This window comes from Streptomyces sp. NPDC056580, assembly GCF_042793175.1.
GTDB lineage: Bacteria > Actinomycetota > Actinomycetes > Streptomycetales > Streptomycetaceae > Streptomyces.
Window position 1 is genome coordinate 104,359 of sequence record NZ_JBHTVE010000011.1, and the last position, 13,281, is coordinate 117,639.

Below are 13,281 nucleotides of genomic sequence, written 5' to 3' on the forward strand. Positions count from 1 at the left end.
GGCGCCCGTCGTGCTGTGCTCAGCCCGCCGGCCAGGGGACCTGCGGCGACTTGTAGTAGCTCATCCCGAGGGCGTCCCAGCGCGGGGCCTGGGCCGCGAGCCGGACCTTGTAGGCGTCCCAGTCGTGGGTGGCCGCCGGGGACCAGCCCAGCTCCGCCGCTCCGGGCAGGCGCGGGAAGGCCATGTACTCGATGTCGGAGGACTTGGTGAGGGTCTCCGACCACAGCGGCGCCTCGACGCCCCGGACGGCCGAAGCCGGCGCGCCGGGCAGATAGCTGCCGGGGTTCCAGTCGTAGGAGCGCCGCACCTCCACCAGGCCCGCCCACTTGGTGCCCAGCCTCGTGCTCGCGGTGTACTTCATGTCGAGGTAGACCCGGTCGGCCGGGGAGAGGATCAGCCCGGTGCCGTTCTGGGCGGCCTTGGCCACCTGGGCCTTCTCCGCCGCGCTGGTGCCTTCCACGCCCCAGTACTGGGCGAGGGCGCCCTTGGCGGGGGTGGCGCCGGTGAGCTGGTGCCAGCCGATGACCGTCTTGCCGTACTTGGCGACGACCGGCTGCACCCGGTCGACGAACTTCACGTAGTCGGCGTGGCTGGTGGAGTGCGCCTCGTCGCCGCCGATGTGCAGGTAGCGGCCGGGGGTGAGCGCGGCCAGTTCGCGGATCACGTCGTCCACGAAGTCGTACGTCACCTGCTTGGGCACGCACAGCGAGCTGAAGCCGACCTGGGTGCCTGTGTAGAGCGGGGGCGCGGTGCCGTCGCAGTTGAGCTCCGCGTAGGAGGCGAGGGCCGCGTTGGTGTGGCCCGGCATGTCGATCTCGGGCACCACCTCCAGATAGCGGGAGGCGGCGTAGCGGACGATCTCCTGGTAGTCGGCCTTGGTGAAGTAGCCGCCCTTGCCGCCGCCGACCTGGGTGGAGCCACCGTAGGTGGTCAGGCGGGGCCAGGAGTCGACGGCGATGCGCCAGCCCTGGTCGTCGCTGAGGTGCAGGTGCAGAGTGTTGATCTTGTACAGGGCCAGTTGGTCGATGTAGCGCTTGACCTGACCCACGGTGAAGAAGTGCCGGGCGACGTCCAGCATGGCGCCGCGGTACGCGTAGCGCGGGCGGTCCTCGACGGTGCCGCCGGCGATCCGCCACGGGCCGGGCTGGACGCTGCGGCGCTCCACGGACGCCGGGAGGAGCTGACGCAGCGTCTGGACTCCGTGGAAGAGGCCGGCGGGGGCGCCGGCGGTGATGGTGACGCCGGCGGGTCCGCTGGTCAGCCGGTACCCCTCGGCGCCGAACCCGTCGTCGGCGAGGTGGAGTCGGATGCCGCCGGTGCCCTGCTCGGTGACCGGCACGCGGTAACCGGTGGACGGGCGCAGGATGCCGGCGAGGTACTCGCCGATCCGGCGGACCTCGGCCGAGCCGTCCACCCGGACGCCGGTGGCCCAGGTGACGCGGTACGGGCGCCCGCCGGGCTGTGCCTGGGCGGGCGCCGGGACCACCCGGGCCAGTGGGGTCGGCGCCGCGGCCGGCGGCGCCGGGGCCGCGCCGGCGGTGGTCGCGCCGGCCGCCGCGACGAGCAGCAGCGATCCGAGGACGCGGATCAGCCGGGGAGTCGTGCTGTGGTGCCGTCTCACATGCGCTCCCTTCACGAGTGGTAAAGACCACTCTCCCGCAGATCCGCGGAATCAATCCCCGCCGCGCGCAAATCATCCCCACGGGACGGCGGTCGGGCCGTCGGCGGCCCGCCGGCCGCCCTACTTCGCCGTGCGGGCCACCGTGAAGTGGTCGATGCGCGCGCCGGTCTCGGCGATGCCCGACACCGTCAGCGTGGCCCGGCGGCCCTTCGCCGCGGGCGTGACGTCCACGCGCAGGAAGGAGTAGTCGAGGTAGCGCACCCGGGACCAGGTGACCGTCTCGTTCCGCTTGCCGTCCCTGGTGTTGACGAAGGAGGCGACCGAGTCCACCTCGTGCTCGTGGCCCTCGTAGGAGTCGGGGGCGGAGAAGGCGTACAGACTGCGGCCCGCCGCGCCGGCCGTGACGTACACCACACCGTCCGTCTCGGGATAGGCGGTGCCGCCGATCGGCAGCTTCCTGGTGACCTCGCCGGCCTTGATGACGTCGGTGCGTTCGTACTGGTGGTTGTGGCCGTTGATGACCAGGTCCACGGTGTACTTCTCGAACAGCGGCACCCACTCCTGGCGGACACCGCCCTCCGAGGCGTGCGCCGTGGAGGTGCAGTAGGCGCAGTGGTGGAAGAAGACGACGATGAAGTCCACGTCCTTGGCGGCGCGGTACTTCTTGAGCTGGGCCTCCAGCCAGGTGGTCTGCGTTCCGCCCGAGATGCCCAGGTTCGCCGGGATCTCGAAGGAGATGTCGTTGGCGTCGAGCGAGACGACCGCGGTGTTGCCGTAGACGAAGGAGTAGACACCGGGCAGGTTCCTGCGGTCCGGGCCGTTGTCCGGGAGCGTCCAGCGCGCCTCCTCGCCGCCGTAGCCGTTGGGCGAGTACCAGGCCTCCATGTCGTGGTTGCCGTAGGCGGGCATCCAGGGGACCTGCTTGGCGACCGACTCGGTCTGGTGCAGGAACTGGTCCCAGGTGCGCGAGTCGAAGCCGGTGTCGGCGGTCTTGCCCTGGCCGGCCGGGTCGCCGTAGGCGATGTCGCCGGCGTGCAGGTGGAAGGCCGGGTTCTGGCCCAGGATCAGGGCGTTGTTGGCCAGGCCGTGGTAGCCGACGCCCTCGTCGCCGAAGGCGGTGAAGGTGAAGGGGGCCTTGTGGGCGGGGGCCGTGGTGAAGGTGCCCAGGGTGCCCAGCAGATGGGGCTCGGCCGGGTCGAAACCCTGGTGGCCGACGCCGTAGTAGTAGGTCCGGCCGGGGCGCAGGTGGGTGAGCTTGGCGTGCAGGTAGTACTGGGTGTGGTCGCCGCTCGCGCCGACGCCGGCCGGGGTGTACAGGGTGCGGACCTCGGCGTCGATCCGCCGGGAGAGGTCCCACGGGTGGGCGCCGACCCGGATGAAGGGCTTCTTCACCGCGACCGGGACCTGCCAGGAGACGCTGACCTCGGTGCGCGGGTCGTTGCCCCAGGCGAGGTGGCGGCCGAAGGGAGCGACCAGCGAGCCGTCGGCCTGCCCGGCCGCGGGCGCGGTGCGCTGGGTGGGAACGGTGGCCCGGGCGGTGGCGCCCGTCACGAACGCGCCGCCGGTGACGGCGCCCAGGGTGACGGCGCCGCCCCTGATCAGGTTGCGCCGGGAGAACCTGGAGCGCAGGTACTCGTGCTGTTCGGCCATGCTCATGCGCGCGGCCAGCTTCTCGGGTACTCCCATACGAGGAATGTCCATGACGTCTGAAACTCGTCCCCTTCGGCAACGAGGCGCAGGACGCGGGGTGGACAGCCCGCAAACAGAGCCCCATAAGACTTCCAACAGCCCTCTGCCCGGAATCGGGCACGATTCTTGCGAAACTCGCGCTCTTACCCCAGGATCTACCGGGTGCACGAGGAACTTGTCGATCACCTGACGCGCTCCACGCCCCTCAGCAGGGGCGAGGCGCTGCGGGTGGTGCAGGACGTGCTGGCCTACTTCGACGAGACGACGCAGGACTACGTCCGTCGCCGCCACCGCGAGCTTCAGGCCCAGGGCCTGACGAACACGGCGATCTTCGACCGGATCGAGGCGGACCTGAAATACCGGGCGGTGGCGCCGCCGGAGCTGACGCTCAGGCAGCTGCGCCGCATGGTCTACGGCTGAGACGCCAGACTGAGAGATACCTATACATGTGCGGAATTGTCGGATACATCGGCAAGCGTGACGTGGCTCCGCTGCTCCTGGAGGGTCTGCAGCGCCTGGAGTACCGCGGCTACGACTCGGCGGGCATCGTCGTCACGTCCCCCAAGACGGCCGGCCTGAAGATGGTCAAGGCCAAGGGTCGGGTGCGCGACCTGGAGGCCAAGGTCCCGGCGCGCTTCAAGGGCACCACCGGCATAGCGCACACCCGCTGGGCCACCCACGGCGCCCCGTCCGACGTGAACGCCCACCCGCACATGTCGGCCGACAGCAAGGTCGCCGTCGTGCACAACGGCATCATCGACAACGCCGCCGACCTGCGCCGCAAGCTTGAGGCGGACGGCGTCGAGTTCCTCTCCGAGACCGACACCGAGGTCCTCACCCACCTCATCGCCCGTTCCACGGCCGAGAAGCTGGAGGACAAGGTCCGCGAGACCCTGCGGCTGGTCGAGGGCACGTACGGCATCGCCGTGATGCACGCCGACTTCAACGACCGCATCGTGGTGGCCCGCAACGGCTCCCCGGTGGTCCTCGGCATCGGCGAGAAGGAGATGTTCGTCGCGTCGGACATCGCCGCCCTGGTCGCCCACACCCGGCAGATCGTCACGCTGGACGACGGCGAGATGGCCACCCTCAAGGCCGACGACTTCCGCACCTACACCACGGAGGGCACCCGCACCAGCGCCGAGCCCACCACCGTGGAGTGGGAGGCGGCGTCGTACGACATGGGCGGCCACGACACCTACATGCACAAGGAGATCCACGAGCAGGCCGACGCCGTGGACCGGGTGCTGCGCGGCCGCATCGACGAGCGGTTCTCCACCGTGCACCTGGGCGGCCTCAACCTGGACGCCCGTGAGGCGCGCCGGATCCGCCGGGTGAAGATCCTGGGCTGCGGCACCTCGTACCACGCGGGCATGATCGGCGCCCAGATGATCGAGGAGCTGGCCCGCATCCCCGCCGACGCCGAGCCGGCCTCCGAGTTCCGCTACCGCAACGCGGTCGTGGACCCCGACACGCTGTACGTCGCCGTCTCGCAGTCCGGTGAGACGTACGACGTGCTCGCCGCCGTGCAGGAGCTGAAGCGCAAGGGCGCCCGGGTGCTCGGCGTGGTCAACGTGGTGGGCTCCGCGATCGCCCGCGAGGCCGACGGCGGCATCTACGTGCACGCCGGCCCCGAGGTCTGCGTCGTCTCCACGAAGTGCTTCACCAACACCACGGTCGCCTTCGCCCTGCTCGCCCTGCACCTCGGCCGCACCCGCGACCTCTCGGTCCGCGACGGCAAGCGGATCATCGAGGGCCTGCGCCGGCTGCCGGAGCAGATCACCGAGATCCTCAAGCAGGAGGAGGACATCAGGCAGCTCGCGGAGAGCTACGCCGACGCCCGCTCCATGCTCTTCATCGGCCGCGTCCGGGGCTACCCGGTGGCCCGCGAGGCCTCCCTGAAGCTCAAGGAGGTCTCCTACATCCACGCCGAGGCCTACCCCGCCTCCGAGCTGAAGCACGGCCCGCTCGCCCTCATCGAGCCGGCCCTGCCGACGGTCGCCATCGTCCCCGACGACGACCTGCTGGAGAAGAACCGCGCGGCTCTGGAGGAGATCAAGGCCCGCAGCGGCAAGATCCTCGCGGTGGCGCACCGGGAGCAGGAGAAGGCCGACCGGACGATCGTCGTCCCGAAGAACGAGGACGAGCTGGACCCGATCCTGCTGGGCATCCCGCTCCAGCTCCTCGCCTACCACACGGCGAAGGCCCTGGGCCGGGACATCGACAAGCCGAGGAACCTCGCCAAGTCGGTGACGGTGGAGTAGCCGCTCCCCGCCCGACGGCACAGAAATCGGACCCCCGCGTTGCCACCTCGTACGCGGGGGTCCGTTCTCGTGCCGCTGTGCGCTCGGCCGGCGGCCGTCACCCGCCGGCCCGCGGCACGCCTCGGTGTGATGACCGATGTATGCCCTTCACAAGAGCACAAATACCTGTACGCGCGAGTAGTTTCGCGCTGCACGCGGGAAGTTGACGGAGCGTCGGCGACGGACGGGCGTCAGGGGATGACGATGACCGGCCGCTTCGCCCGCCTGGCGAGCCGCCCGGCCACCGAGCCGAAGATCCGGCCCACGATGCCGTGGGTGGTGCCGACCACGATGGCGTCGGCCTCGTACTCGCGCCCCACCTCTTCGAGTTCGTGGCAGATGTCGCCGCCGCGCTCGACCAGGATCCAGGGCACCTCGGCCAGGTAGTCCGCGCAGGCCAGTTCGAGACCGAGCACCTCGGTGCGGTGGTCCGGGACGTCCACGAACACGGGCGGCTCGCAGCCGGCCCACACCGTGGTGGGCAGCCGGTTGGCCACGTGGACGATGATCAGACCCGAGCCGGAGCGGTGGGCCATGCCGATCGCGTAGGCGAGGGCGCGCTCACTGGAGGTCGAGCCGTCGAAGCCGACGACCACACCGTGCAGGAAGGCGGGGTCGCAGGGCGGGCGTGGCTCTGGCACCGCCAGGGGGTCGGCCGCCGTGGGATCGGCGACGGGCCGCTTGCGGTCCGCGGGTTCGAAGAATTCGTGACCGGCCATGACTGTCTCGGCGTAGTGATCCTTGTGTGGATGGGAGTGTCATCGAGCGGCGGAGCTGTGTCCGGGATTCGTCTTCCCAACCCCATACCCCCAAGGGTACGGCGGCACGCCTCCTCCACGCATTTCCCGCGCACGCTCCGTAAGCGAGGCCCCCGAATGTCCGTGGGGGTTCCCCGGAGCATGCACGAGCCGCGCCCGTAACGCAATGGTTGCTGCCTCGTACAGGCGGTTTGCACAGCATGAACGGAGCAGCGGCCGGTGACCGACGGATTCGAACGGGCGTTGATCTCCGAGAGCCACCGCCCCAGGGAGTACGAGTTGCCCGGACCGAGATCCACCACCGACCCGCGTCCCACGCCGGACACCACGACCGACGTGATCCGCTGGGCGGCCTTCAGTTGCGTCCTCGTTCCCGTGGTCCTCCTCTGGTACGGCGCCTCGCTCGCCGGCGCGGCCGGCACCGCCTTCGGGCTGGCCGCCGTCACGGCCGCCTGCCGGGTGCTGCTGCGGCGGTCCGAACGTTGCGCCGCGCAAAGAGGCGGGCGTCACAGCAGGGGAGAGACACCGGTCGACTGACCGGTTTCCGTACCCTGGAGCGCTTCTTTTCGGCCAACTTCCGGATACCGCCCAAGAGGGGGTCCGACCACCCCCCAACCCCCGTTCCACCTGCACGGAAAGGGTCCGGGCCGGCCTTCGCACCCTACGCGGTTTGGCCACTGCGACAAGGCGCACTTCCCTGCACGCCCCACGAGTGCAACGCTTCGTGATCGAATGCTTCACGCCAAGTTGTCATGTCGACAATGTGCGGCGTGTCGAACTGGCCACCGTCAGACCGCGGTAGCCAGTAGATTCGATCTTGACTGTCTTACGGCGGGGGACTCGTGCAGGACCGAGGGGAAACGTGCAGGAGCGACACAACCGAGGAGCCGCGACCACCGAGGGGGGCTTAGCAGGATGAGCCACGACTCCACTGCCGCGCCGGAAGCCGCGGGCCGGAAACTGTCCGGGCGCCGCCGCAAGGAGATCGTCGCGGTGCTGCTGTTCAGCGGCGGCCCCATCTTCGAGAGTTCCATACCGCTTTCGGTGTTCGGGATCGACCGCCAGGACGCCGGAGTGCCGCGCTACCGACTGCTGGTGAGCGCCGGCGAGGAGGGCCCGCTGCGGACCACGGGGGGCCTGGAACTCACCGCACCACATGGGCTCGAGGCGATCTCGCGGGCCGGGACGGTCGTCGTGCCGGCCTGGCGTTCGATCACCTCGCCGCCGCCGGAGGAGGCGCTCGACGCACTGCGCCGGGCGCACGAGGAGGGCGCCCGCATCGTCGGGCTGTGCACGGGCGCGTTCGTCCTCGCGGCGGCCGGCCTGCTGGACGGCCGGCCGGCGACCACCCACTGGATGTACGCGCCGACGCTGGCCAAGCGCTATCCGTCGGTGCACGTGGATCCGAGAGAGCTGTTCGTCGACGACGGCGACGTCCTGACGTCGGCGGGCACGGCGGCCGGAATCGATCTCTGTCTGCACATCGTGCGGACGGACCACGGCAACGAGGCGGCCGGCGCGCTCGCCCGGCGCCTGGTGGTCCCGCCGCGCCGCTCGGGCGGCCAGGAGCGCTACCTCGACAGGTCTTTACCGGAGGAGATCGGCGCCGACCCGCTCGCCGAGGTCGTCGCCTGGGCGCTGGAACACCTCCACGAGCAGTTCGACGTGGAGACCCTGGCGGCACGCGCCTACATGAGCCGCCGCACGTTCGACCGCCGGTTCCGCTCGCTCACCGGCAGCGCACCGCTGCAGTGGCTGATCACCCAGCGGGTGCTGCAGGCGCAGCGGCTGCTTGAGACGTCGGACTACTCCGTGGACGAGGTGGCGGGCCGCTGCGGCTTCCGCTCCCCGGTCGCGCTGCGCGGGCACTTCCGCCGCCAGCTCGGCTCGTCCCCGGCCGCCTACCGCGCGGCCTACCGGGCCCGCCGGCCGCAGGCCGAGCGGCAGGGCGAGGCGGACCTGCCGGTGCAGCCCGGACCGGGCGCGCCCGGCCTGTCCGGCCCCGGGCCGGTCGGCCACCCGTCGCCGGTGCTGCACCCGGACCGCGAGAGCGGGGTGCCGATGCAGAGCCGCCGGCAGGCCGCGGGCGCGGTGAGCCTGCTGCCGGGGCCGCGCAGCGGGAGCTGAGCGCAGGACGCGAAGGGGGGCGGAGCCGCGGCTCCGCCCCCCTTCCGCCGTCGTTCTTCTGTGTGCACACCGACAAGGTCGCCGCACGCCCGGTCCGGCCCGGGGCGCCGCGCCGTAAGGTGAGACTCATGAACGATCGCATGGTGTGGATCGACTGCGAGATGACCGGCCTCTCGCTGTCCGACGACGCGCTCATCGAGGTGGCCGCCCTCGTCACCGACTCCGAGCTGAACGTGCTCGGCGAGGGGGTGGACATCGTCATCCGCCCGCCGGACTCGGCCCTGGAGACGATGCCGGAGGTGGTGCGCGAGATGCACACCGCGTCCGGGCTGCTGGAGGAGCTGGCCGGCGGCACCACGCTGGCCGACGCCGAGGCGCAGGTCCTCGCCTACGTCCGCGAGCACGTCAAGGAGCCCGGCAGGGCCCCGCTGTGCGGCAACTCCGTCGGCACCGACCGCGGTTTCCTGCTGCGCGACATGCCCACCCTGGAGGACTACCTCCACTACCGCATCGTCGACGTCTCCTCGGTCAAGGAGCTGGCCCGCCGCTGGTACCCCCGGGCCTACTACAACAGCCCGGAGAAGAACGGCAACCACCGCGCCCTCGCCGACATCCGCGAGTCGATCGCCGAGCTGCGCTACTACCGCGAGGCGATCTTCGTCCCGCAGCCCGGCCCGGACTCGGACACCGCGAAGGCGATCGCCGCCAAGCACGTGCTGCCGGCGGGCTAGGAACGCGGGACCGGCGCCGTGGGGTCCGGCCGGGACGCGCGCGGAAACCCGTGCGCGAGCACCCCTTCGGACCCTGTAGACTTCTTCTCGGCCGGTCGGGGAAAGAACTCCCCGGATCACTGGTCATGGTGGGTGTAGCTCAGCTGGTAGAGCACCTGGTTGTGGTCCAGGATGCCGCGGGTTCGAGTCCCGTCACTCACCCTGGGTAATCAGCCGGTGACCCGATCGAGAGATCGGGTCACCGGCTGATTCGTTTCTGCCGTCCGTGCCGCGTCCACGCCCCGTCCGCCCTCGGGGTGGCGGACGACCGGCGTCGTCCGCCACCCGGAGGGCCGGCGCCTCAGGACGAGCCCCGTTCCACCAGTTCCGTGGGCAGGACCGCATGCTGTCGGCGCGGGTCCCGGGAGGGTGTCGGGCGGCGGCCGGCGATCTCGGCGAGGAGCAGGTCGATCATGGCGCGGCCCATCTCCTCGATCGGCTGCCGGACGCTGGTCAGCGGCGGGTCCATGTGCCGGGCGACGGCCGAGTCGTCGTAGCCGACCAGGGCCACGTCGCCGGGGACGCTGCGGCCCGCCTCGCGCAGCACCTGCCGGGCGCCCGCCGCCATGACGTCGGAGCCGGCGAAGACCGCGTCCAGGTCGGGATGGCGCTCCAGCAGCGTCGTCATGGCGCGCCGGCCGCCCTCGTCGGTGAAGTCGCCGGGCTCGATCAGGCTCTCGTCCACGGGCAGGCCCGCGTCGCTCAGGGCGTCGCGGTAGCCGTCGACACGGCGCTGGGCTCCGTAGACGTCGAGGCGGCCGGTGATGTGGGCGATCCGGCGGCGGCCCCGGGAGAACAGGTGCTCCACCGCGGACCGGGCGCCGCCGTAGTTGTCCGAGTCCACCGAGGTCAGCGTCTCGGCGGCCGAGCGGGGGCCGCTGATCACCGCGGGGATCTCGAGCTGGGAGAGCATGTCCGGCAGCGGGTCGTCGGCGTGCACGGAGACCAGCAGGACCCCGTCGACGCGATGGGCGGCCAGGTACTGCGCGAGCCGCTGCCGCTCCCGGTCGCTGCCCGCGAAGATCAGCAGCAACTGCATCTCGCTGTCGGAGAGTTCGGCGCCGACACCGCGCAGCATGTCGGAGAAGTACGGTTCCGAGAAGAAGCGGGTCTCCGGCTCCGGCACCACCAGCGCGATGGCGTCGGTGCGGTTGGCCGCGAGGGCCCGCGCGGCGGTGTTGGGCACGTAGCCGAGTTCCGCCACGGCCGCCTCCACGGCGGCGCGGGTCGCCTCGCTCACCCGGGGCGAGCCGTTGATCACGCGGGAGACCGTGCCCCGGCCGACACCGGCACGCGCGGCGACCTCTTCCAGCGTCGGCCGCCGACTGCTCCGGCTCCGCTCTCCGTTGACTGGCATGGTCTCCGCCTCCCGCTCACAACCGACCGGCCGGGGGATTGTCCGCTACCGTCCGGCCAGGAATGTAACCGAGATCCCACAGCACCCGCTCTCAATCATCCCGCGCCTGCGCCGCCCGCGGAGCCCGGCCCCGGGCGGGCCGGCCGCGACGGCGCCGGGGCGCCGCCGCCGTCGCGGCGGCGCCCCGGCCCGGCCGTGGGCGGACGTCACACCCGCGGGTCGGCGTCCGGCAGCGCGTTGCGGCGGATGACGTCGGCGTACCAGTGGGCGCTGGCCTTGGGGATGCGGCGCTGGGTGCCGTAGTCGACGTAGACCGCGCCGAACCGCTTGGAGTAGCCGTAGGACCACTCGAAGTTGTCCAGCAGCGACCACAGGAAGTAGCCCCGCACGTCGACGCCGTCGGCGATGGCCCGCCGGACCGCGTCCAGGTGACCGCGGAGGTAGGCGATCCGCTGCGGGTCGTTCACCTTCCCCTCGGGCGAGACGTAGTCGTCGAAGGCCGCACCGTTCTCGGTGACCATCAGCGGCAGCCCGGGGTGCGCCGCCGCCGTGCCGGTCAGCAGGGTGTGCAGCCCGTTCGCGTCGATGGCCCAGTTCATCGCCGTCAGCTCGTCGTTGGCGAGGTGGAAGGCGACGTCCTCCGCGCCCGTCCACGGCGAGTGGTCGCTGGCGCCGTGGCCGTCGTTCTTGGTGGCGCCGGCGCCGTCGGCGGGCAGTGAGACGACGGTCGGCGAGTAGTAGTTGACGCCGAGCACGTCGATCGGGCGGGAGATCTCGGCGAGGTCGTCGGCGTGCACCAGCTCGTCCCAGTCGACGATGCGGGCGGTGTCCGCGAGCAGGTCCTCGGGGTAGGCGCCGTCGAGGATCGGGCCGGTGAAGATCCGGTTGCCGACCGCGTCGATGCGGCGGGCCGCCTCCGCGTCGCCGGGGGCGTCCGTGAGCGGGCGCACCTGGTGCAGGTTGAGGGTGATGGACAGCTGCGCGGAGCCGGGCAGGACCGAGCGCAGCGCCCCGACCGCCCGGCCGTGCGCCAGGTTGAGGTGGTGGGCGGCGCGCAGCGTGGCGGCCGGGTCGGTGCGGCCGGGCGCGTGCACGCCGGAGCCGTAGCCGAGGAAGGCCGAGCACCACGGTTCGTTGAGCGTGGTCCACACTCCGACGCGGTCCCCGAGGGCCCGGCCCACCGCCTCGGCGTACTCGGCGAAGCGGTGCGCGGTGTCCCGCTGCGGCCAGCCGCCCGCGTCCTCCAGCTCCTGGGGCAGGTCCCAGTGGTAGAGGGTGGCGACGGGGGTGATGCCGGCCTCGAGCAGTTCGTCGGTGAGGCGGCGGTAGAAGTCCAGGCCGCGTTCGACGGCGGGACCCCGTCCGGTGGGCTGCACCCGGGACCAGGAGACGGAGAACCGGTACGCCTTGAGGCCGAGGTCCTTCATCAGCGCCACGTCGTCGCGGTACCGGTGGTAGTGGTCGGCGGCGATGTCGCCGGTGTCGCCGTTGCGCACCTTGCCGGGCGTGTGGCTGAAGGTGTCCCAGATGGAGGGCGTGCGTCCGTCCTCGGCGGCCGCGCCCTCGACCTGGTAGGCGGCGGTGGCCGTGCCCCAGACGAAACCGGGCGGGAAGGAGAGGTCCGCGGCCGGCCGGGTCGTCGGCTCGGGTCGTACAGCGGTCATGGTGAGAGCGCTCCCAAAGTGGCGTGTGGAAAGGTCGGTCTGCTGCCCGGGACGGCTGTGCCGTCAGCCCTTGACGGCGCCCGACATGATGCCCCCGACGATCTGCTTGCCGAAGATCACGAAGACCAGCAGCAGCGGCAGCGTGCTGATCAGCGCACCGGCCATGACGATGCTCTGGTCGGGGGTGTAGGAGGCGCTGAGCTGGCCGAGCGCCACCTGGATGGTGGGGTTCTGCTGGTTCAGGGCGAGGAAGGGCCAGAAGAAGTCGTTCCACGCCTGCACGAAGGTGAGCATCCCGAGCACCATCATGGCGGGCCGGGCCACGGGCAGGACCACGCTCCACACGATGCGGAAGTTGGTCGCGCCGTCCACCTTGGCCGCCTCGACCAGCTCGTAGGGCAGGGCCTCCAGCAGGTACTGGCGCATGAAGAAGACGCCGAAGGCGCCGACCAGGGTCGGGAAGATCACCGACTCCAGCTTCCCGCCCCAGCCGATGTCCGACATCATCATGAACAGCGGGACGACGCTGAGCTGCGGCGGGATGGTCAGGGTGGCGATGACGGCGGTCATCAGGAAGCCGCGGCCGCGGAAGCGCATCTTGGCGAAGGCGTACCCGGCCAGCGTGCAGAAGAACAGGGTCGCCACGGTGATGCAGCCGGCCACGACGACGCTGTTGACGATGGCCTTGCCCAGGTGGGCCTGGTCCCAGGCGGCCTGGAGGTTGCTCCACAGCCTGCCGCCGGGCAGCAGCGGCGGCGGGCTGTCCAGCACCCGCTGCTGGTCGTGCGAGGCGGCCACCAGGGTCCAGTACAGCGGGAAGATCGAGCCCAGGCCGACGATGACGAGGGCCACGTAGGTGAAGGGGCCGCCCTTGAGCTGCTGGCCGGCGCCGATCCTGAGGCGGGTGCGGCCGCCGCTGCCGGTGGCGGGCGGGCGGGCCGGGGTGAGGTCGGCCGCGGTCTTGATGGGACTGGTCGTGGTCATCGAAGTCG

The 13,281-nt window shown here is 71.4% G+C and carries 11 protein-coding genes and 1 tRNA gene; 6 read left to right on the plus strand and 6 right to left on the minus strand.

Annotation, left to right across the window (positions count from 1 at the left end):
* Positions 1-19 precede the first annotated feature (19 nt).
* Positions 20-1,621, minus strand: a complete 1,602-nt coding sequence (locus ACFQ9Z_RS24825) for a beta-N-acetylhexosaminidase (RefSeq protein ID WP_383022662.1) — start codon at positions 1,619-1,621, stop codon at positions 20-22.
* 120 nt (positions 1,622-1,741) lie between these two features.
* Positions 1,742-3,307 carry a purple acid phosphatase family protein gene (locus ACFQ9Z_RS24830; protein WP_383022665.1) on the minus strand — a complete coding sequence of 522 codons (1,566 nt, stop codon included), beginning with the start codon at positions 3,305-3,307 and terminating at the stop codon, positions 1,742-1,744.
* A 165-nt stretch (positions 3,308-3,472) separates the two neighbouring features.
* Here ACFQ9Z_RS24830 and ACFQ9Z_RS24835 point away from each other — a divergent pair, with 165 nt between their 5' ends.
* Together ACFQ9Z_RS24835 and glmS are read left to right on the plus strand one after the other, a co-directional pair.
* A complete protein-coding gene (locus ACFQ9Z_RS24835) occupies positions 3,473-3,730 on the plus strand; it encodes a hypothetical protein (protein WP_199210656.1) in 258 nt (85 codons plus the stop codon).
* 26 nt (positions 3,731-3,756) lie between these two features.
* On the plus strand, positions 3,757-5,574 hold the full coding sequence (gene glmS, locus ACFQ9Z_RS24840; protein WP_143639268.1) for a glutamine--fructose-6-phosphate transaminase (isomerizing): 1,818 nt from the start codon (positions 3,757-3,759) through the stop codon (positions 5,572-5,574).
* A gap of 230 nt (positions 5,575-5,804) precedes the next feature.
* Here the strand turns inward: glmS and ACFQ9Z_RS24845 are convergent, their stop codons facing one another.
* The gene (locus ACFQ9Z_RS24845) at positions 5,805-6,332 is read right to left on the minus strand and encodes a universal stress protein (protein WP_383022669.1); all 528 of its coding nucleotides are present in this window, start codon (positions 6,330-6,332) and stop codon (positions 5,805-5,807) included.
* Between the two features lie 318 nt (positions 6,333-6,650).
* Between ACFQ9Z_RS24845 and ACFQ9Z_RS24850 the strand changes: the two genes are divergently transcribed.
* From ACFQ9Z_RS24850 to ACFQ9Z_RS24865, 4 genes are all read left to right on the plus strand, one after another.
* Positions 6,651-6,908, plus strand: a complete 258-nt coding sequence (locus ACFQ9Z_RS24850) for a hypothetical protein (RefSeq protein ID WP_383023079.1) — start codon at positions 6,651-6,653, stop codon at positions 6,906-6,908.
* A gap of 378 nt (positions 6,909-7,286) precedes the next feature.
* Positions 7,287-8,498: a helix-turn-helix domain-containing protein gene (locus tag ACFQ9Z_RS24855; RefSeq protein ID WP_383022671.1), complete on the plus strand. Its 1,212-nt coding sequence runs from the start codon at positions 7,287-7,289 to the stop codon at positions 8,496-8,498.
* A gap of 128 nt (positions 8,499-8,626) precedes the next feature.
* Entirely contained in the window at positions 8,627-9,229 is a 603-nt protein-coding gene (gene orn / locus ACFQ9Z_RS24860) for an oligoribonuclease (protein ID WP_383022673.1), read from the plus strand.
* 128 nt (positions 9,230-9,357) lie between these two features.
* Positions 9,358-9,430 (plus strand) — tRNA-His (locus tag ACFQ9Z_RS24865).
* 139 nt (positions 9,431-9,569) lie between these two features.
* Here ACFQ9Z_RS24865 and ACFQ9Z_RS24870 read toward each other — a convergent pair.
* The 3 genes from ACFQ9Z_RS24870 to ACFQ9Z_RS24880 all read right to left on the minus strand — a co-directional run bounded on the left by ACFQ9Z_RS24870 (position 9,570) and on the right by ACFQ9Z_RS24880 (position 13,273).
* Entirely contained in the window at positions 9,570-10,625 is a 1,056-nt protein-coding gene (locus ACFQ9Z_RS24870) for a LacI family DNA-binding transcriptional regulator (RefSeq protein ID WP_383022677.1), read from the minus strand.
* Between the two features lie 206 nt (positions 10,626-10,831).
* Complete coding sequence (locus ACFQ9Z_RS24875; RefSeq protein ID WP_383022680.1) at positions 10,832-12,289, minus strand: GH1 family beta-glucosidase; 1,458 nt, start codon at positions 12,287-12,289, stop codon at positions 10,832-10,834.
* Positions 12,290-12,352: 63 nt separating this feature from the next.
* Positions 12,353-13,273 (minus strand): carbohydrate ABC transporter permease, encoded by a 921-nt coding sequence (locus ACFQ9Z_RS24880; protein WP_383022682.1) that lies wholly within the window; start codon positions 13,271-13,273, stop codon positions 12,353-12,355.
* Between the last annotated feature and the right edge of the window lie 8 nt (positions 13,274-13,281).